The following is an 18,367-nucleotide window of genomic DNA, read 5'->3' as shown; positions in this document are numbered from 1 at the left end:
TGGGTGACCAACGCCCGTCTGCGTAACTGCTGATATAGCAACAGGATAAGTATGTCGAAGCGCGATTTCTACGAAGTGCTGGGGGTATCGAAAGATGCCGACGAGCGCGAGATCAAGAAGGCGTACAAGCGTCTGGCCATGAAGTATCACCCTGACCGCAATCAGGGGGATGCCGGTGCCGAAGAGAAGTTCAAAGAGGTCAAGGAAGCTTACGAGATCCTGACCGATGCCAACCTGCGTGCCCGCTATGACCAGTACGGCCACGCCGGCGTGGATCAGAGCCAGGGTGGCGGTGGCCACGGTGGCTTTGGCGGTGGCGCCGATTTCGGCGACATCTTCGGCGACGTGTTTGGCGATATTTTCGGTGGCAGCCGTGGTGGTGGCCGTCGCGGCCCGGCCCGTGGCTCCGACCTGCGCTACACCATGGAGCTGACCCTGGAAGAGGCGGTGCGCGGGGTCTCCAAGGAGATCAAGGTACCGACTCTGGTCCACTGCGAAGTGTGCAACGGCTCCGGTGCCCACACCGGCAGCTCTGCCCAGACCTGCCCGACCTGCCACGGCTCCGGCCAGGTGCAGATGCGTCAGGGCTTCTTTGCAGTGCAGCAACCCTGCCCCCACTGTCACGGCCGCGGCAAGATCATCAAGGATCCGTGCCGCAAGTGCCATGGCGAAGGGCGCTACCAGAAGACCAAGACCCTGTCGGTCAAGATCCCGGCTGGCGTCGATACCGGCGATCGCATCCGCCTCTCCGGTGAAGGGGAAGCGGGGGAAGCCGGCGCACCGGCGGGCGATCTGTACGTACAGGTACACGTCAAGGAGCACGAGATCTTCGTGCGTGACGGCAACAACCTCTACTGCGAAGTGCCCATCAGCTTTACCGCGGCAGCCCTCGGCGGCGAGATCGAAGTGCCGACCCTGGATGGCCGGGTCAAGCTCAAGGTCACCCCTGAGACCCAGACCGGCAAGATGTTCCGCATGCGGGGCAAGGGCGTCAAGTCCGTGCGCTCTGGCCAGGTAGGGGATCTGATGTGCAAGGTGGTGGTGGAGACCCCGGTCAAGCTGACCGAGTCCCAGAAAGAGCTGCTGCGCCAGCTGGACGAGTCCTTCAGCGGCGCCGCCGCCAAGACCCACAAGCCGAAATCGGAAGGCTTCTTCGAAGGGGTGAAACGCTTCTTCGACGATCTGACCAGCTGATGTTCGCGACCCAGATATCAAGAGCCGGCCCTGTGCCGGCTCTTTTTTTGCCCCAGCTTTAGCAAGATCCCCGCTTATTGAGTGGATCCCGATGAGGGATCTTCCTCACAACTTCCGCCAATTCCTGCTGTACGAATGTTATCCCGCTCACACTTGAGCTGAAACGGTTTAGCTGATGTATTGAGTTGGCTAAATTGGTTTAGCTATGCTCTCGTCGTCGATAACAACAGGCCCGACCGGGCGACAGATGACAGGTGAGGACGATGACGATGTGCAAGCACAAGTTGGCGCTGGCGGTAGCGCTGGGATTGGGGATGAGCAGCCCGCTGTGGGCGGCGGATGGCGGTATCGAGGCCCGTCTGGCGGCGCTGGAGGCACGGGTGCAGGTGGCCGAGGCGCGCGCCACCGCCGCCGAAGCGCGGGCCGACGAGGCCCAGAGCAAGGCAAACGAAGCCCGCGAGACGGCCGTGGTGGCCAAGGCCCAGAGCGAGAAGGTGGACAAGCAGACCGCCGGGACCCAGGGTTTCGAGTTTCACGGCTATGCCCGCTCGGGCCTCTTGGTCAACGGCAATGGCAACGGCGGTCGCGGCGGCCCCTATATCACCCCGGCCGGCTCGGTGGGTGGCGCCGTGGGTCGTCTTGGCAACGAGGATGACACCTACATGGAGGCCAACCTGCTGAAGACCCAGACCTTCGCCGATGGCAGCTGGGCCCGCTACAAGTTGATGCTGGCGGACGGGGTGGAGACCAGCAACGACTGGACCGCCAGCGATTCCAGCCTCAATACCCGCCAGGTGTTTGCCGAGATCGGCGATCTGGCGAGCTTCGACGGTCCCTTCAAGCATGCTGTGCTGTGGGCGGGCAAGCGCTTCGATCGGGACAACTTCGACATCCACTGGCTCGACTCGGACGTGGTGTTCCTGGCCGGCACCGGCGGCGGCGTCTACGACGTGCAGCTGGCCGACAGCTGGAAGGCGAACTTCTCTCTCTACGGACGCGACTACGGCGACATCAGCGCGAGCGGCCTCTCCGACATCGAGAGCTACATCTTCACCATGAACAACCGGGTCGGCAACTGGCAGTGGATGCTGAACGGCCTGTCGGCCAAGGACAACGAGGCGCGCATCAACGACGGTGGCGCCGGCAGCGAGACGGCGAACAAGGGGGCGCACACCCTGCTGGCCTACCACGCCGACAGCTTCTTTGGCATCAACCCCGGCTTCTCCAAGGCGGCCGTGCTGTATGGCCACGGCCTGGGTGCCGAGCTCAAGGGGCTGGGCTCCGACAGCGAGCTGCTGGCGGACGCCGATGCGGTGCGGGTCGCCGTGTTTGGCGCCACCGATCTCGCACCCCGCTGGCGTATCGCCCCGGCCCTGCTGGCGGAGCAGAGCAAGGATCGTTACGTGAAGGGGGACGAGTACCGCTGGGTGACCCTCAATGGCCGGCTGGCCCAGGTGCTGAGCCAGAACGTCGAGCTGGTCTACGAGGCCACCTGGCAGTACATGGATCTCGATCCCAAGGGCTACAAGGGGCGTCAGGCGGTGAGCGGCGACTTCACCAAGCTCACCTTCGCCCCCACCTTCAAGGCGCAGACCGCCGGCTTCTTCGAGCGGCCCGAGTTGCGGGTATTCGCCACCTGGATGGACTGGTCCTCCGAGCTCGACAACTACGCCAGCACCGATGCCATGGGCCAAAGCAACTTCACCGCCGGCGGCGAGTGGAACTTCGGCGTGCAGATGGAAACCTGGTTCTAGTTCGTTATCCCGATCACAAAAATGGCAGCCGGCGGCGGGATCTGTTGGTTGGCTAAAACGGTTTAGCTGATAATGCCAGCCAACAAAACAGAGTCCGGGTTTGACAGTCGATCCGATGCAGCAGTGGAGTAGCAAGGTGACGAATCGTGTGTGGGTAATGGGGGATGCGGTGGTGGACTTGATCCCGGAAGGGGAGCAGCACTATCTCAGGTGTCCGGGCGGTGCGCCGGCCAACGTGGCGGTGGGCGTTGCCCGGCTCGGCGGGGAGTCGGCCTTTATCGGTCGGGTCGGCGCGGATCCCTTCGGCCGCTTTATGGCCGATACCCTGGCCAGCGAAGGGGTCGACACCCGTCACTTGATCCAGGATCCGGCTCATCGCACCAGCACGGTGCTGGTGGAGCTCGATGCCGAGGGCGAGCGCAGCTTCACCTTTATGGTGAGGCCCAGCGCGGATCAGTTCCTGACTCCCGCCGATCTGCCGGTCTTCCTGGCCGGGCAGTGGCTGCTGACCTGCTCCATCGCGCTCGCCAACGAGCCGGTACGCGGCAGTTGTCTGCAAGCCATGGCGGCCATCAAGGCTGTCGGGGGGCGGGTCTGCTTCGACCCCAACCTGAGGCCCGAGGTGTGGGGCAACCCGGCCGAGATGCTGCCCGTGGTGCGCGAGGCCATCGCCCTCGCGGACGTGGTCAAGCTCTCGCTGGAGGAGCTGCAGCTGCTGAGCGGTCTGGACGATCTGGCTGCGGGGCTCGCCACCATTTCAGGCCCGGCCCTGGTGCTGGTGACCCGGGGGGCGGGGGGGGTGGTGGCCCGTCTGGGTGGCGAGCTGCTGGAGTGGGTGGGGCCCAAAGTGACGCCACTCGATACCACGGGGGCGGGGGATGCCTTCGTCGCCGGATTGCTGGCGGCCCTGGCCGAACGGACCTCGCTGCCCGCTCTGGATGAGCTGCCCGCCATCCTGGCCCGGGCCCACGGCTGCGGGGCGCTGGCTACCACCGCCAAGGGGGCCATGACGGCACTGCCCACCCGCACCCGGCTGGATGAATTTTTGCGATCGGGCGCAAGCGGCTGTTGATCCGCGGCTAGAGCCGCAGGGCGACAGACCCTACTCTCATGTGACAAGGGCCCGCCGACGGCGGGCCATAAGAGGAAGAATATGAATATCAGTGCGATAGCCAAGGATCTGGTGCCCCTGCTCGGGGGCAAGGAGAACATCGTCAGCGCCGCCCACTGCGCCACCCGGCTGCGGCTGGTGCTGGCGGACGACAGCAAGGTGAACAAGGCCGCCATCGACAAGCTGGACGGGGTCAAGGGGTGCTTCAGCAACGCCGGCCAGATCCAGGTGATCTTCGGTACCGGCCTGGTCAACAAGGTCTATGCGGAGTTCGTGGCCCTGACCGGCACCGGCACCGCCAGCAAGGCGGAGCTGACCGACATGGCGACGGCCAAGCTCAACGTGGCCCAGCGCCTGGCGCGGACCCTCTCCAACATCTTCGTGCCGATCATTCCGGCCATCGTCGCGTCCGGCCTGCTGATGGGGCTGCTCGGCATGGTGCGCACCTACGGCTGGGTCAATGCCGACAGCGCCCTGTTCGTCATGCTGGACATGTTCAGCTCGGCGGCCTTCATCATACTGCCGATCCTCATCGGCTTCACCGCGGCGCGCGAATTCGGCGGCAACCCCTATCTGGGGGCGACGCTGGGGGGCATCCTCACTCACCCGGCCCTGACCAACGCCTGGGGCGTGGCGGGGGGCTTCAAGACCATGGACTTCTTCGGGCTGGATGTGGCCATGATCGGCTACCAGGGCACCGTCTTCCCGGTGCTGCTGGCGGTCTGGTTCATGTCCTACCTGGAGAAGCAGCTGAGAAAGCGCATCCCTGATGCTCTGGATCTCATCCTCACCCCCTTCCTCACCGTCATCCTCACCGGCTTCGTGGCGCTGCTCTTTATCGGCCCGGCAGGTCGGGTGCTGGGGGATGGCATCTCCTTCGGCCTGAGCGCCCTCTACGAGCAGGCGGGCTGGCTGGCGGGCCTGGTGTTCGGCGGGACTTATTCGCTCATCGTCATCACCGGCATCCACCACAGCTTCCACGCCATCGAGGCGGGCCTGCTGGCCAACCCGGCCATCGGCGTCAACTTCCTGCTCCCCATCTGGGCCATGGCCAACGTGGCGCAGGGGGGGGCTTGTCTCGCGGTCTACTTCAAGACCCGTGACGTGAAGATCAAGGCCATTACCGTGCCGGCGGCCATGTCCTGCCTGCTCGGCATCACGGAGGCGGCCATCTTCGGGGTCAACCTGCGCTACATCAAGCCCTTCCTGGCCGGTCTGTTCGGCGGGGCCTGCGGCGGCGCCTACGTGGTGGCGGCCAAGGTCGGCATGACGGCGGTGGGCCTGACCGGCATTCCGGGCATGGCCATCGTCCAGCCCATGAGCCTCATCCACTACGTCATCGGTCTGGTGATCGCCTTTGGCGCCGCCTTCGCCGCCTCCTACCTGCTCAAGTACAAGGTGGAGTGATGAAAGAGAGCCATCTCCTCAACCAGGTTGTCCGGTCCCTGCTGGCCGGACAGCTCAAGGCGGCGGCCGATCCCCATCGGCCCCGCTGGCACCTGGCAGCCCCGGTGGGGCTGCTCAACGATCCCAACGGCTTCATCGAGCACGGAGGGCGCTATCACCTCTTCTACCAGTGGAACCCGCTCGGCTGCGAGCACCGCAACAAGGGCTGGGGCCACGTCACCTCCAGCGATCTGCTGCACTGGCAGCACGAGCCGGTGGCGCTTCTGCCCACCGAGGTCTACGAGAGCCATGGCTGCTATTCGGGGTCGGCGGTGAGCGACGAGCAGGGGCGCCTGACCCTGGTCTACACCGGCAACGTCAAATACCCGGACGGCAGCCGCACCGCCTACCAGTGCCTGGCCCGTGACGATGGCAAGGGGGGCTTCGAGAAGCTCGGACCCGTGCTGGCGCTGCCCGAAGGCTACAGCGGCCACGTGCGCGACCCCAAGGTGTGGCACGACGGTCGGCAGTGGCTCATGGTGCTGGGGGCCCGCACCCTGGATGACAAGGGTGAAGTGCTGCTCTATCGCGGCGATACCCTGGATGGCTGGACGCTGGTCGGCCCCATCGCTGGCAGCGGGCGCGGCGGGCTCGGGGAGTTTGGCTATATGTGGGAGTGCCCGGACCTCTTCCCTCTGGCGGACCGTCACGTGCTGATCAGCTGCCCCCAGGGCATAGACCCCCAAGGAGAGGATTATCGCAACCTCTACCAGTGCGGCTGGCTGGCAGGCCACTTCGATGGCACTCAGTTCGTGCACGGGACCTTCCACGAGCTGGACCGAGGCTTCGAGTTTTACGCCCCCCAGACCACCCAGGACAGTCAGGGGCGCCGCCTGCTGTTCGCCTGGCTGGGGCTGCCGGAGGAGAACGAGATGAGCCAGCCCACCGTCGAGCATGGCTGGATCCACCAGATGAGCTGCCCGCGGGAGCTCGTCTGGCAGGATGAGTGGCTCTGCCAGCGGCCGGTGGCGGAGATAGAGACGCTGAAGGGGGAGCCGACTCGCTTCGAGGGGGCGCCGGGCGAGCTGCCAGCCCTGGCCATCGACTCGGCCTGGCTGGACCTGGCCTTGAGCGGGGAGGGACGCCTCGGGTTTGGCGCCGTGGCCGAGCTGGTGTGGCAGCCGGGGCGCCTTGTCCTGCGCCGGCAGAACTGGCAGAGCGGGGAGTGGGAGGAGCGAGGCTGCCCCTGGCTTGGGGGGAGCATCACCGTCTTGTGCGACAGCTCCAGCCTGGAGTGTTTCGTGGATGGCGGTCGCCAGACCCTGTCTACCCGCTATTTCCCCGGTGAAAACCCAATACTTTCCGCACGTTGTGACAGTGGCGACAGCAAAATTTGCCTCGATCACTGGCCGCTGGCGGCCTGCCTTGTACAATAGCCCGGTGTCAGTTTGCCGGGAGGTCAGGTGGAGAAGAAAAAACGGATCACGATTGCCCAGATAGCCACGCTCGCGGGGGTCTCCAAGGCCACCGCCAGCCTGGTGCTCAACGGCAAGAGTGCGGAGTACCGCATCGCCGACGACACTCGCAAGCGGATCCAGGCGGTGGCGGACGAGTGCCACTACCAGCCGAGCATCCATGCCCGCTCCCTGCGGGCGGCGCGTAGTTACACCTGGGGACTGGTGATCCCCGACCTCACCAACTTCGGTTTCGCCAGCATCGCCCGCGCCTTGGAGGCTCACTGCCGGGAGGCGGGGATCCAGCTGCTCATCGCCTGCTCCGAGGATGACCCCACCCTGGAGCAGCGGGTGGTGGACAACCTCATCAGCCGCCAGGTGGACGGCCTCATCGTCGCCTCCAGCGGCCACAGCGACGACATCTATGCTCGCATTCACGACCGTCTGCCGGTTGTGCAGCTCGACCGCCACATCGGCGAGTCGCGCCTGCCCATGGTGATCTCGGATGCCTGCAAGGCCACCGCCGAGCTGGTGCAGGACATGGCGGCCGGCTGCGGGGAGGAGATCTACTACTTCGGCGGCCTGCTGGATCTCTCCCCCAGCCGCCACCGGCTGGCGGGCTACGAGCTGGGGTTGCACCGCGCCGGGCTGGAGGCCACATCAGACCGGGTCCGTCACCGCGACTACCAGCCAAGCTCGGGCTATCAGCTGATGGCCGAGCTGGTGGACGAGCTCGGGGCGCCGCCCAAGGGGCTCTTCACCGCCTCTTTCACCCTGCTCGAAGGGGTGCTGCGCTACCTCAACGAGGCGGGGTTGATGGAGACAGGGATGCGGCTGTGCACCTTCGACGATCACGACCTGCTCGACTGCATCCCCATGCGCATCGACTCGGTGGCCCAGGATTGCCCGGCCCTGGCTCGCGCCGCCTTCGAGCTGATGCAACAACTTATCGCGGGCAATCCCCCCACCCAGACCGCCCAGGTCATCCCCCCCAGGGTGCGCTGGCGCAGCCGCCGCTAACCCGAAAAGATGAAAAAGCCCCGCCAGTGCGGGGCTTTTTGCTGTGGGGCGAGGGCTGGCCTCAATCCGTGGTACTGGCGCGCCAGAACACCTGCTTGATGTGAGGGTGGATGCCGAGTTTCACCATCAGGGCATCGAGCTCGTCGCCATCGATGGAGGTAGCCAGCAGCACCGCGGATATCTCCAGATCCCGCTCGCCAAAAGGCTCGATGTCGAGCTCGCTCAGCGGATAGTTGGCCTGCTCCAGCATCTCTTCCAGCCAGTGCAGCACCTCCTTCTGGTATTCGCGCTGGGTGAGGGCGGTCACCCGGTAGGTCACCTCGGTGTCTGTGTTGTCCACCGGGCGGCGGTTGATCTGGTTCACCAGCGGGCGCAGCAGGGTGTTGGCGGCCAGCACGAACAGGGCGCCGAGGATCGCCTCCATGGCCAGCCCGGCCCCGCTGGCGGCACCGACCGCCGCCACACCCCACAGGGTGGCGGCGGTGTTGATGCCGCGGATATTGCCGGATTCGCGCATGATGACGCCGGCGCCGAGAAAACCGATGCCGGAGACGATGTAGGCCACCACGTGCACCACCCCGTAGGTGCCGCCGTGCAGGTCATAGATGCGTTGGGCCAGGTTGACGAACAGGGCCGCGCCCACCGCTACCAGTACATTGGTGCGCAGGCCCGCGGTACGCTGACGATACTGACGCTCCAGCCCCACCAGACTGCCGAGTACGAAGGCGAGCAGCAGGCTGGCCAGGGTGTCGAGCAGGGAAATCATGTCCAATTGTTGCCACATTCTCATGGCGTACTCCTTCTGTTGCAGATGGCCTTCCTGAAGGCGGGCGAGGGTTCCCTTGCCTGATCCCCGTGCGTGAAGGCCATCACCTCATCAAAAAAACGCACGGAAAGCCCGGCCCGGCCATGCAGAATGGCGGGCTGGGCTGCGAAACGGATTGAAAGGGGCCAGCGTGGCTGGCCCCGGTTATGGCTTGCTCAATTGAGCGCCGGTTCAGGGTCGCGGCGCGGATGCAGTTCCCAGCGAACCGGGTGATGTACCCCCACCTGGTGCACGAACTGCACCAGATAGCGCCGCTGGGGCGGGGTGCAGTGCAGATTGAGCACCAGCTCCCGCCCGCCGCTGCGACCGGGTCGCAGGGACTGCAAGGGGTGCAGGCCCGCCGGTTGCAGGGTGTGGTTCACCAGATCCAGCACCTGCTCCATGTCGGCCCGATCCTCGCAACGGATCTGCAGCCGGTAGTGGTGCTGGCGCTCCTTGCCACGCAGCCAGAGCGGCAACAGGCCGCGACCCAGTCTGCTCAGCAGGGGGTGAGTCCGGTTGGTTACGGACAGGGTTGAAATAAAACGCATAGCAGCCTCCTTGTGGGAAGCAGAAACTATGCAGGCATGGCGGCCATGGCTTTTGGCCAATGGTCACCAGACGTCAAGTGTAAAAAGAGAAGAGGGGAGTGGATTTCCGCTTCTCGCAGGGCTGCGAGCATGCGGCAGAGGATGACCTGCGGCTAGCTCGCGACCCGGGTACCGACGACGAGGGTCGGTCTACAACTGTCACTTGATGAGTTGCCCACTGATGGTCTCCGCTGTTGATGGACGGCCTGATGGTACTCATCCAGAGCGGTGGGGTAAAGCCTCATCGCCCATTTAGCAACATTTAGATACAAGTTCGTCAATAGTCGGGGCCGGCTGGCTACCTCCGTGGCCATAGGAGGGCGGCGAGATGCCCCGCCCCCCTCATTCCGCCCCAGATGGCAGGTTTTTCTCTACCTTGGCGCGCCGCTATTTCAACCCCAGCCGTTTGAGGATCATTGCGGCCGGGCAGAAGCCGGTGAAGGCGCTCTGGATCAGGTTGACCCCGACAAAGACGCTCAGCCAGACAAAGCCCGGGTGCACCCAGGCGGTGAGCAGCAGCGACAACAACAACATGCAGCCCGCGACCACTCTTACTCCGTTTTCTACTGTCATGACCTTCTCCTTAGTTAATTTAGATATTGCTAATTTAGTGTCACTTTATACAATAGAACCAAATATCAGCAATTGCTAATTTACTCCCATGAGCCAATTCGACGAGATGAACAGACACGCGACGGCCGCCGCCTCCCTGCTCAAGGCGCTGGCTCATCCCGAACGCCTGATGGTGCTCTGTCAGTTGGTGGAGGGGGAGAAGGGAGTCGGGGAGCTGCTGGCCCGCAGCCAGCTCGGCCAGTCGGCCTTCTCCCAGCAACTGTCGGTATTGAAGCGCCAGGGTCTTGTTCGCTCGCGCAAGGTCTCCCAGCAGATCTACTACTCGCTGGTGAGCGAGGCGGCCGCCGATGTGCTGGCGGCGCTGCAAACCCATTTTTGTCACTCAGAAAATAAGGAATCTTGATGATGGAAAGCCAATGGCTGCTCTCCCTGGGGGGCGGCATGCTGGTGGGGCTCGCGGCCCTGATCCTGATGCTGTGCAACGGCCGGGTGGCCGGGATCAGCGGCATCCTGGCCGGGGCGCTGCAACACAGGGCGCCGTGGCGACTGCTTTTCCTGCTGGGGTTGGGAGCGGGGGCTTGGCTGGCACTGACGTTGGGTTGGGCCAGCATGCCTGCATTCACCGCGCTGCCCGCCTGGCCGCTGGTGCTGCTGGCTGGTCTGCTGGTGGGCATCGGCACGCGTTTTGGCAATGGCTGCACCAGCGGCCACGGCATCTGCGGCATGGGGCGGCTCTCCGTGCGCTCCATCGTCGCGACCCTCACCTTCATGGCAACCGGTGTGCTGACCGTGTTTCTGACTCATCATCTCTTCTAGGAGGCTATTGCGATGACCTTGTTGACAAGTCTGCTCGCCGGTTTGCTGTTTGGTCTGGGTCTGGCCATCTCCGGCATGATAGATCCCGCCCGGGTTACCGGTTTTCTCGATCTGGCCGGCGCCTGGGATCCCAGCCTGGGGTTCGTGATGGGGGGCGCCCTGCTGGTCTTCATGCCGGGTTATTTCTTGCTGGTGAAGCCGCGGCGCCTGAGCCTGCTGGGAGAGCCCATGGCTGTGGTGCCAGCCCCCAAGCTGGATCGCCGCCTCATCGGGGGATCTGCCCTGTTCGGCATAGGTTGGGGATTGGTCGGTATCTGCCCGGGGCCTGCCTTGAGTCTCATTTCCAGTGGCCAGCCCATGATATTGTTGTTCGTAGCCGCCATGGTGGCCGGGATCTTGCTGGTTGATCGGGTCCTGGTGAAGGTGCGGGAGAAGCGCTGCCACGCCCGCTCCGCCTGAATGGATTGCCCCCGCTGCCGGGGAAGGAGAACTATCATGGAACCGATCCGCTTGCCGGGGGCCATTCTGCTGGCCGTGACATCTGCGCTTGTCTCTCCCATGACGCTGTCGACGGCATGGTCTGCCGAGACGAATGGCGAGGCGGCCCTGACACTGGCTCCCCGTCAGGTGACCGACTGGCTCACCCTGGATGGCACCGTCAGCGCCATCCATCAGGGGACGGTGGCGGCCCAGACTGGCGGTCGGGTCTCCCGCATGCTGGTGGATGTGAACGATGAGGTGGTGGCCGGACAGCCCCTGCTCGAGATCAGCGGCAAGGAGCAGTTTGCCGCCGTGACCGGCGCCGAGGCGCGATTGGCCCGGGCCCAGGCCCAGCAGGTGGAGGCCGAGCGCCAGCTCGCCCGCTTCCAGGCGCTGATTGCCAAGGGGGTGATCACCCGCGCCCAGCTCGACAGCGCCCTGGCGAGCGACAGATCTGCCCGCGCCGAGGTGAACGCCGCCGAGGCTGCCCTCACCCAGGCCCGGGAGGCCTACGGCTATACCCGTATCCTCGCCCCCTACGCCGGGGTGGTCACCAAGCGGCTGGTAGAGCTGGGGGAGACGGTGGCCCCCGGCACCCCGCTGCTCTCCGGTTTCTCCCTTGATGCCCTGCGGGTGGAGGTGGAGCTGCCCCAATCTGCGCTGGCCCTCGCCGGCCAGCCGTCGGATGCACAGGTGCTGCTGCCGGATGGCAGGGCCGTTACCCCCCTTAAACTGACCCGCTTCAACTATGCCGACAGCCAGAGCCACGCCTTTCGGCTGCGCCTCGATCTGCCGCCGAGCACGGCGGGGGTGTTGCCCGGCATGTGGCTCAAGGTGCAGCTCAAGCAGGGCGAACGTAAGTTGCTGCAGGTGCCGGAGCAGGCCCTGCTCCGGCAGGGTGAGTTCAGCGGTCTCTACCTGAAGGAGGGGGATGGCTGGGTGCTGACGCCGGTGCGGGTCGGCCATTGCCAGGCAGGGCAGTGCGAGATCCTGGCGGGCGTCCAGAGCGGCGATCGGGTGGCACCGGATGGCTGGGCGCGCCAGCAGGCGGTGGCCCATGAGTAGCGACGCTCACGACAGCAAGAACACACTGGGGCCAGCCGGCCGGTTGGCGGCCCTGTTTCAGGGCTCGGCCATCACCCCGCTGCTGGCGCTGGTGGGGCTCTTGCTCGGCCTCTTTGCGGTGCTGGTGACCCCCAAGGAGGAGGAGCCGCAGATCGATGTCACCTTCGCCGACGTCTATATCCCCTTCCCGGGGGCCAGCCCGGCCGAGGTCGAATCCCTCGTCACCACCCCTGCCGAGCAGGTGGTCTCCCAGATAAAGGGTATTGATACCCTCTACTCCTTCTCTCGCCCCGATGGCGCCCTGCTGGTGGTGGTGTTCAAGGTCGGGGTGAGCCGCGAGCAGGCCATCGTCGATCTCAACAACCAGCTCGACTCGAACCGGGACTGGCTGCCCCAGGGGCTTGGCGTCGGTCAGCCGCTGGTCAAACCCAGGGGGATCGACGATGTGCCCATCGTCAGCCTGACGCTCTGGAGCAAGCAGCTGGGGGCCGCCGAGCTGACCCGGGTCGCCCACGAGCTGGAGACCGAGCTCAAGCGATTGCCCGGCACCCGCGATATCTACAGCCTGGGCGGCCAGCGCGCCGTGCTGCGGGTGATGCCGGATCCGGCGGCCCTCAGCGCCCACGGCATCAGCTGGGGTGAGCTCAACCAGCGGCTCGCCGCCGCCAACCAGGCGGGCAACGAGCAGGCCGTGGTGCAGGACAACCGGGAGATCAAGGTGCAGGTGGGGCAGTTCCTGCAAAGCGAGCAGGAGGCCCGTGAGCTGGTGGTGGGCCTGCATAACGGCAAGCCGGTCTACCTCGGCGAGGTGGCCCAGGTGGCGCTTGGGGAGGAGACCCCGACCCAGCGCAGCTGGATGGGGCTGGGTGAGCAGAGCTATCCGGCGGTAACCCTGGCCATCGGCAAGCAGCCGGGGCAGAACGCGGTAGAGGTGGCCAAGCGGGTGGAAGCCCGGGTCGAGAGCCTCAAGAATCGGCTCATCCCGGCCGGGGTCGAGGTGACGGTGACCCGGGACTATGGCGTCACCGCCGAAACCAAATCCAACACCCTCATCGGCAAGCTCATCTTCGCCACCACGGCGGTGGTGCTGCTGGTGCTGGTGAGCATGGGCTGGCGCGAGGCGCTGGTGGTGGGCATCGCCATCGTCATCACCCTGGCACTGACCCTGTTTGCCAGCTGGGCGTGGGGCTTTACCCTCAACCGGGTGTCCCTCTTTGCCCTTATCTTCTCCATCGGCATCCTGGTGGATGACGCCATCGTGGTGGTGGAGAACATCCACCGCCATCGCGGCCTGGGCAAAGGCTCCCTCAGGGACCTTATTCCGGGCGCGGTGGACGAGGTGGGGGGGCCGACCATTCTCGCCACCCTGACCGTGATCGCGGCCCTGTTGCCGATGGCGTTTGTCAGCGGCCTGATGGGCCCCTACATGAGCCCCATCCCCATCAATGCCAGCATGGGGATGCTTATCTCGCTGCTGGTGGCCTTTATCTTCTCCCCCTGGCTGGCGGGCCATCTGCTCAAGAACGAGGGGCATGTCGCCCACGGCGAGGCCAGGGCCGGCCTCTTTCACCGACTGATGACCCCCTTCCTGATTGGCGCTGGCGCCAGGAGCGCGAGACGCAAGCTCTGGCTGGTCATCCTGCTGCTGGTGGCGGGCGCCGCCGCCATGCCCATGGTGCAGTGGGTAGTGCTCAAGATGCTCCCCTTCGACAACAAGTCGGAATTCCAGCTGGTGCTCGACATGCCGGAGGGGGCGACCCTGGAGCAGACCGAGCGCACCCTGCTGGCGGTGGGTCGGGAGCTTGCCAGGGTGCCCGAGGTGAAGGATTACCAGATTTACGCCGGCAGCGCCGCCCCCATCAATTTCAACGGCTTGGTGCGCCACTACTTTATCCGCAGCGGCGCCAACGTGGGGGATATCCAGGTCAATCTGGTAGACAAACACGATCGCCATCGCAGCAGCCACCAGATTGCCCAGTCGGTGCGGGCGCCGCTGCAGGCCATCGCCAGCGCGGTAGGAGGCAATCTCAAGGTGGTAGAAGTGCCCCCGGGCCCGCCGGTCTGGTCACCCATAGTCGCCGAAGTGTATGGCCCCACGCCTGCTGCCCGTGAAGCGGCGGCCCGCGCCGTAGAGGCCCGCTTCGTGGCGACGGCGGATCTGGTGGATGTGGACATCTATCTGACCGACCCCCAGCCCAAGTGGCGGCTGGTGGTGGATCGCAGCAAGACGGCCCGCTTCGGAGTCGATCTCGGCGAGCTGGTGGCCACCCTCAACGGCGGCGTGGGCTATCAGGATGCCAGCTGGCTGCACGATCAGGGGGCCAAGTACCCGGTACCGATCCGTGTCGAGCTCGCCCCCGGCGACAAGCGGGAGCTGGCCGGCATCCTGGCGCTCAAGGTGCGCAGCCAGAGCGGCCAGCTCATCCGGGTCTCCGAGCTGGTGAGCCGCCGCGACGAGGTGGCCCCCAGCTACATCATGCACAAGAACATGCGGCCCATGGTGATGGTGGTGGCCGACATGGGGGGCCATGCCGACAGCCCGCTCTACGGCATGTTTGCCGCCGGAGCCGATATCGACCTGCCCCAGTATTACGTGCAGCAGCCGGATAAATTGGGAGAGGTGGCGCTGTTGTGGGACGGGGAGTGGAAGATCACCTACGAGACCTTCCGCGACATGGGCATTGCCTACGGAGTGGGGATGATCCTCATCTACCTGCTGGTGGTGGCCCAGTTCCGCTCCTATCTGGTGCCGCTTATCATCATGGCGCCCATCCCGCTCACCCTGATCGGGGTGATGCCGGGTCACGCCCTGCTGGGGGCCCAGTTCACCGCCACCTCGATGATCGGCATGATAGCGCTGGCCGGGATCATAGTGCGCAACAGCATACTGCTGGTGGATTTCATCGAGCAGCAGCGCAGCGCCGGTATGGCGTTCGAGCAGGCGGTGATCGGCGCCGCCCAGGTGCGGGCCAAGCCCATCCTGCTGACGGCGCTGGCGGCCATGATCGGTGCCCTGTTCATCCTCGATGACCCCATCTTCAACGGCCTGGCCATCAGCCTGATCTTCGGCATTCTGGTCTCCACCCTGCTCACCCTGGTGGTGATCCCGCTGCTCTACTACAGCCTGATGTCGCGCCGGGCGGAGGGGGGCGCGGCAGATGTGCCGGGCGCACAATGACAGAAGGGCCACCCGGGTGGCCCTTCTCGTTTCACACGTTCAGGGAGGAGATATGCCGGCTGGCGGGGCTCAGCGCCCCTTCATCAGCGGGAAGTAGCGCCGGTCGGCCTGGCTCATGTGGCCGACCACCAGCTCCTGAATGATGAAGTTGAGCAACTCGTCGTTGCCAAGGGTACCCGCCCTGGCGGCGGTCATCAGCTGGTCAGCCTTTTGCAGCAGCAGCTGGTGGTCTTGCTGGTGGCTGGTGAACTCGGGGTAACCCAGCTCGGCCAGCACCTGCTCTTCGAAGGTGAAGTGGTGGCGTGCCACGTCGAACAGATTTTCCATGCACTCCAGGAACAGGGCGGGGTGCTCCTGGTGATCCTTCATGTGCTCCAGCAACCGGTTGGTCAGCACGAACAGCTGGCGATGCTCGGCATCGATGCGCGGGTGGCCGCACTCGTGGCTGCTCTGCCACACCAGCGAGCCCTGTTCCGGATCCAGCCCGGCGGTATAGAGACAGACCCGGCCTCGCCCTCGTCCCTTGGCCTGATACATGGCCTGATCGGCGTGGTGCATCAGGGTCTTGGGGTCGGTGCCGTGCTCCGGGTAGAGGGCCACTCCTATGCTGCTGGAGATGCGCAGCTCCTGCTCCTCGTCGATGCGAAACGGGTGGCGCAGGCGCTGGTGCAGGTGGTCGGCCACCGTCAGCGCCTCGTCACCGGTATCGGGCAGCAGGATCACGAACTCGTCCCCACCAAGGCGGGCCACCAGATCCCGCTCCCGCACGCAGTGGCGCATCCGCTCGGCCACCATGTTGAGCAGCACGTCACCTGTCTCATGACCGAAGGTGTCGTTGATCGGCTTGAAGTGGTCGAGATCGATGAACAGCAGGGCGAGCTGGGCCACCTTGCCCTCCATGACCTCCTTCAGCCGTTGCTGCAGCAGCCGGCGGTTGGGCAGGTTGGTGAGCGGGTCGTAGAAGGCGAGCCGGCGCATCATCTCCTCGCGGGCAGCCCGCTCGGTGATGTCGCGGGTGACCCCCAGGATCGCATCGGGCTGGCCCTGCTCGTTGCCGTGCAGGGTGGTGATGGTCTCGGTGGCCACCAGATGTCCCTCCTTGTGACGCAGCTGGGTACGAATGACGCAGCGGGTCTGCTCGTGATCGCCGCGTTGCCAGGCGGCGAGGGAGCCGCTCAGCTCGGCGCGCAGCTGCTTTCTGGATGTCTCCGGAATAAGCTGCCTGAGGGGGAGGGTGAGCACATCGGTGGGGTCGTAACCGCTGAGCGGCTGGATGGCGGGGCTGACATAGCGAAAGCGTAGGGTGGTGGTGTCCATGGTCCAGATGACGTCGGCACTGTTCTCCGCCACGAAGCGGTAGTGCTGCTCGCTCTGGGCCAGCTCGCGGGTCAGTCGCTGTCGGCCGCGCGCCTCCTGGCGCAGGCGCAGATAGAGGTAGCAGAAGATGCCGAGCAGGGTCAGCAGGGAGAGGGTGATCAGCATGGCCACCGCCACGCTCTTGTCGAGCAGCTGGCGCTGCTGGCGGATCCGCTCCCGATCCGGGTTGTAGAGGAAGTGCTCCAGGTCGGGCAGGGCCGACAGCAGACCGGCATCGAGGTAGTTCCTGGCGATCTGCTGCCAGCGCTCCGGCTGCATGTAACCGGGCTCGACCAGATCGGGCTGCATCAGCTCCCGGGTGGTGTCGGCCTCGAACTGCAGCAGATCACGGCCGGCGCCGCTCGGGTAGTTGGTCACGATCCAGTCGATCATCTCGGCCGGGTTGTCCATGGCGTAGCGCCACCCCTTGAGGGTCGCCTGCTGGAAGGCATAGACCCGCTCCGGCCTGCTGTTCAGCTCGCGCTCCGAGGTGAACAGGTTGTCACCATAGAAGTCGAAGTCGATGCTGCGGGGGGAGAACACCCGGTAGGGGATGCCCATCTTGGCCAGATAGAAGGGCTCGGTGGTGCTGTAGGCGCTGATGGCATCCGTCTTGCCCGCCAGCAATGCCTTCAAGCCCTGCCGGTAGGGCTGCTTTATCCAGCTCTCCGGCGGCGTGTGGCGGTTGAGGTAGATCTGCAGCTCTTGGGAGCCGGGCTCCAGCATCAGCCGCTTGCCCGCCAGATCCGCCGGCTGGCGAATGTCGGGTCGCTCCAGGGTGAGCAGCACCAGTGGCGAGTGCTGCAACATGGAGGCCAGCACCACGATGGGCTGGCCGCTGGCGCGGGCCAGCAGCAGATCGCTGCCGCTGATCCCGAACTGGGCATTGCCCGACATCACCTCGTTGACCACATCGGTGCCGGTCATGGCGGGTCGCAGCGTGACATCCAGACCGGCGGCTCGATAGAAACCCTTGGCCTGGGCCGCGTAATAGCCGGCAAACTGGAACTGGTGTTGCCAGGGCAACTGCACTGTCACCTTGTCAATCACCGCCTTCGACGGCGGTGAAAAAAAGGCGCAAAACATCGCCGAACCAAGCATTGGCAGGTACCAGAGCAGGCGATGAAGGGAGGAATTTACGACGCTCATACTCATTCCTCTCGGGAGACGATGGTCCGTCCTAGAGTCAAACAATTCCTTGTTGCCCGCAAGGGGGCGAAAGGGCGCTATAACAGGGGATGCGTAACAGAAAAAATGATTTCTGTGTCATTCATCACATTTGGCCTTCCTGCTCGTTATTTTTGGCAATTAAGCGAAGAATTACGGAGCCATATGACCTATAAAAATGGTCGCATTTTAGTCGTATTTGATTGTCGATTACCTCAATAAGCGCGAGTGTTTGGGCTCTTTTTAGCGCAATGCGTCAGTCTGTGTCGCCGTATCACGGGATACTTTCAACTTGCTGTCGAAATGTGTCGAAACTGCGATTATTGCGTTATGAGTCAATTATTGGCGGGAGGGGGGAAGCGGATCCTTGCTGCCCGGGTGGTATGATAGCGGTTCTCCCATCCCGATGAGGCCTTCT

The 18,367-nt window shown here is 64.8% G+C and carries 15 protein-coding genes; 11 read left to right on the top strand and 4 right to left on the bottom strand.

Going from position 1 to position 18,367, the window contains the following annotated elements; translation table 11 throughout:
* Positions 1 to 51: 51 nt before the first annotated feature.
* The 6 genes from dnaJ to I6L33_RS19410 all read left to right on the top strand — a co-directional run bounded on the left by dnaJ (position 52) and on the right by I6L33_RS19410 (position 7,919).
* On the top strand, positions 52 to 1,194 hold the full coding sequence (dnaJ, locus tag I6L33_RS19435; RefSeq protein WP_216973156.1) for a molecular chaperone DnaJ: 1,143 nt from the start codon (positions 52 to 54) through the stop codon (positions 1,192 to 1,194).
* 263 nt (positions 1,195 to 1,457) lie between these two features.
* Positions 1,458 to 2,948 (top strand): carbohydrate porin, encoded by a 1,491-nt coding sequence (locus tag I6L33_RS19430; RefSeq protein ID WP_216973155.1) that lies wholly within the window; start codon positions 1,458 to 1,460, stop codon positions 2,946 to 2,948.
* Between the two features lie 115 nt (positions 2,949 to 3,063).
* The gene (locus I6L33_RS19425) at positions 3,064 to 4,020 is read left to right on the top strand and encodes an aminoimidazole riboside kinase (RefSeq protein WP_216974151.1); all 957 of its coding nucleotides are present in this window, start codon (positions 3,064 to 3,066) and stop codon (positions 4,018 to 4,020) included.
* Positions 4,021 to 4,101: 81 nt separating this feature from the next.
* Positions 4,102 to 5,466 carry a sucrose-specific PTS transporter subunit IIBC gene (locus I6L33_RS19420; protein ID WP_216973154.1) on the top strand — a complete coding sequence of 455 codons (1,365 nt, stop codon included), beginning with the start codon at positions 4,102 to 4,104 and terminating at the stop codon, positions 5,464 to 5,466.
* Complete coding sequence (locus I6L33_RS19415) at positions 5,466 to 6,881, top strand: sucrose-6-phosphate hydrolase (protein WP_216973153.1); 1,416 nt, start codon at positions 5,466 to 5,468, stop codon at positions 6,879 to 6,881. The genes I6L33_RS19420 and I6L33_RS19415 overlap by 1 nt, the downstream gene beginning before the upstream one ends.
* A gap of 27 nt (positions 6,882 to 6,908) precedes the next feature.
* Positions 6,909 to 7,919 carry a substrate-binding domain-containing protein gene (locus I6L33_RS19410; protein WP_216973152.1) on the top strand — a complete coding sequence of 337 codons (1,011 nt, stop codon included), beginning with the start codon at positions 6,909 to 6,911 and terminating at the stop codon, positions 7,917 to 7,919.
* A gap of 61 nt (positions 7,920 to 7,980) precedes the next feature.
* On the opposite strand, the gene I6L33_RS19405 is transcribed toward I6L33_RS19410, so the two are convergent.
* From I6L33_RS19405 to I6L33_RS19395, 3 genes are all read right to left on the bottom strand, one after another.
* Positions 7,981 to 8,709 carry an MgtC/SapB family protein gene (locus I6L33_RS19405; protein WP_005302996.1) on the bottom strand — a complete coding sequence of 243 codons (729 nt, stop codon included), beginning with the start codon at positions 8,707 to 8,709 and terminating at the stop codon, positions 7,981 to 7,983.
* A 191-nt stretch (positions 8,710 to 8,900) separates the two neighbouring features.
* Positions 8,901 to 9,275: a hypothetical protein gene (locus I6L33_RS19400; protein WP_005302994.1), complete on the bottom strand. Its 375-nt coding sequence runs from the start codon at positions 9,273 to 9,275 to the stop codon at positions 8,901 to 8,903.
* A 426-nt stretch (positions 9,276 to 9,701) separates the two neighbouring features.
* Positions 9,702 to 9,887, bottom strand: coding sequence for a DUF2892 domain-containing protein (locus I6L33_RS19395; RefSeq protein ID WP_005302992.1), 186 nt, complete (start codon positions 9,885 to 9,887; stop codon positions 9,702 to 9,704).
* An 88-nt stretch (positions 9,888 to 9,975) separates the two neighbouring features.
* Here I6L33_RS19395 and I6L33_RS19390 point away from each other — a divergent pair, with 88 nt between their 5' ends.
* The 5 genes from I6L33_RS19390 to I6L33_RS19370 are packed head-to-tail and all read left to right on the top strand — an operon-like array spanning position 9,976 to position 15,426.
* The gene (locus I6L33_RS19390) at positions 9,976 to 10,290 is read left to right on the top strand and encodes a helix-turn-helix transcriptional regulator (RefSeq protein ID WP_010633372.1); all 315 of its coding nucleotides are present in this window, start codon (positions 9,976 to 9,978) and stop codon (positions 10,288 to 10,290) included.
* Positions 10,290 to 10,703 (top strand): YeeE/YedE family protein, encoded by a 414-nt coding sequence (locus tag I6L33_RS19385; protein WP_010633373.1) that lies wholly within the window; start codon positions 10,290 to 10,292, stop codon positions 10,701 to 10,703. Before I6L33_RS19390 ends, I6L33_RS19385 begins: the two co-directional genes overlap by 1 nt.
* 12 nt (positions 10,704 to 10,715) lie before the next feature.
* Complete coding sequence (locus tag I6L33_RS19380; protein ID WP_017765698.1) at positions 10,716 to 11,162, top strand: YeeE/YedE family protein; 447 nt, start codon at positions 10,716 to 10,718, stop codon at positions 11,160 to 11,162.
* A gap of 36 nt (positions 11,163 to 11,198) precedes the next feature.
* Positions 11,199 to 12,248: an efflux RND transporter periplasmic adaptor subunit gene (locus I6L33_RS19375; protein ID WP_216973151.1), complete on the top strand. Its 1,050-nt coding sequence runs from the start codon at positions 11,199 to 11,201 to the stop codon at positions 12,246 to 12,248.
* Positions 12,241 to 15,426: an efflux RND transporter permease subunit gene (locus I6L33_RS19370; protein WP_216973150.1), complete on the top strand. Its 3,186-nt coding sequence runs from the start codon at positions 12,241 to 12,243 to the stop codon at positions 15,424 to 15,426. Before I6L33_RS19375 ends, I6L33_RS19370 begins: the two co-directional genes overlap by 8 nt.
* Positions 15,427 to 15,495: 69 nt before the next feature.
* On the opposite strand, the gene I6L33_RS19365 is transcribed toward I6L33_RS19370, so the two are convergent.
* Positions 15,496 to 17,931 carry a diguanylate cyclase gene (locus I6L33_RS19365; protein ID WP_005302980.1) on the bottom strand — a complete coding sequence of 812 codons (2,436 nt, stop codon included), beginning with the start codon at positions 17,929 to 17,931 and terminating at the stop codon, positions 15,496 to 15,498.
* Between the last annotated feature and the right edge of the window lie 436 nt (positions 17,932 to 18,367).

This window comes from Aeromonas sp. FDAARGOS 1403 (assembly GCF_019047325.1).
GTDB lineage: Bacteria > Pseudomonadota > Gammaproteobacteria > Enterobacterales > Aeromonadaceae > Aeromonas > Aeromonas dhakensis.
This window is presented reverse-complemented; position numbering and strand designations above follow the sequence as displayed.

What these genes read in the sequence shown, in the direction of transcription:
- dnaJ (WP_216973156.1), top strand. Translation starts at nt 52, where the DNA reads ATGTCGAAGCGCGATTTCTACGAAGTGCTGGGGGTATCGAAAGATGCC.
- I6L33_RS19430 (WP_216973155.1), top strand. Translation starts at nt 1,458, where the DNA reads ATGACGATGTGCAAGCACAAGTTGGCGCTGGCGGTAGCGCTGGGATTG.
- I6L33_RS19425 (WP_216974151.1), top strand. Translation starts at nt 3,064, where the DNA reads ATGCAGCAGTGGAGTAGCAAGGTGACGAATCGTGTGTGGGTAATGGGG.
- I6L33_RS19420 (WP_216973154.1), top strand. Translation starts at nt 4,102, where the DNA reads ATGAATATCAGTGCGATAGCCAAGGATCTGGTGCCCCTGCTCGGGGGC.
- I6L33_RS19415 (WP_216973153.1), top strand. Translation starts at nt 5,466, where the DNA reads ATGAAAGAGAGCCATCTCCTCAACCAGGTTGTCCGGTCCCTGCTGGCC.
- I6L33_RS19405 (WP_005302996.1), bottom strand. Translation starts at nt 8,709, where the DNA reads ATGAGAATGTGGCAACAATTGGACATGATTTCCCTGCTCGACACCCTG.
- I6L33_RS19400 (WP_005302994.1), bottom strand. Translation starts at nt 9,275, where the DNA reads ATGCGTTTTATTTCAACCCTGTCCGTAACCAACCGGACTCACCCCCTG.
- I6L33_RS19395 (WP_005302992.1), bottom strand. Translation starts at nt 9,887, where the DNA reads ATGACAGTAGAAAACGGAGTAAGAGTGGTCGCGGGCTGCATGTTGTTG.
- I6L33_RS19390 (WP_010633372.1), top strand. Translation starts at nt 9,976, where the DNA reads ATGAGCCAATTCGACGAGATGAACAGACACGCGACGGCCGCCGCCTCC.
- I6L33_RS19385 (WP_010633373.1), top strand. Translation starts at nt 10,290, where the DNA reads ATGATGGAAAGCCAATGGCTGCTCTCCCTGGGGGGCGGCATGCTGGTG.
- I6L33_RS19380 (WP_017765698.1), top strand. Translation starts at nt 10,716, where the DNA reads ATGACCTTGTTGACAAGTCTGCTCGCCGGTTTGCTGTTTGGTCTGGGT.
- I6L33_RS19375 (WP_216973151.1), top strand. Translation starts at nt 11,199, where the DNA reads ATGGAACCGATCCGCTTGCCGGGGGCCATTCTGCTGGCCGTGACATCT.
- I6L33_RS19370 (WP_216973150.1), top strand. Translation starts at nt 12,241, where the DNA reads ATGAGTAGCGACGCTCACGACAGCAAGAACACACTGGGGCCAGCCGGC.
- I6L33_RS19365 (WP_005302980.1), bottom strand. Translation starts at nt 17,931, where the DNA reads ATGAGCGTCGTAAATTCCTCCCTTCATCGCCTGCTCTGGTACCTGCCA.